Below are 221 nucleotides of genomic sequence, written 5' to 3'. Positions count from 1 at the left end.
GTCTCGTGGATGAGGTCACGGCCGGGGGCCGGTTGGCGGGTGTGGTGCACACGGCCGGTGTGTTGGACGACGGTGTGATCGAGCGGGTCACCGATGAGCGTCTGGCGGCGGTGTTGGCGCCGAAGGTGTCGGCGGGTTGGTGGTTGCACGAGGCGACGGCGGGCCTGGATCTGGATCTGTTCGTGGTGTTCTCGTCGGTGGCGGGGGTGTTGGGTTCGCCG

1 protein-coding gene is annotated in these 221 nt (G+C 68.8%); it reads left to right on the top strand.

Features of this window, described 5'->3' with window-relative positions:
- The coding region (locus ACSNOB_RS32180; protein WP_436691236.1) for a ketoreductase domain-containing protein at positions 1–221 on the top strand (221 nt) is incomplete at both ends.

The organism is Micromonospora sp. URMC 106 (genome assembly GCF_051386395.1).
Taxonomy (GTDB): domain Bacteria; phylum Actinomycetota; class Actinomycetes; order Mycobacteriales; family Micromonosporaceae; genus Micromonospora.
Note: the sequence above shows the minus strand (reverse complement) of the source record. Positions and strands in the feature narration are given on the sequence as shown.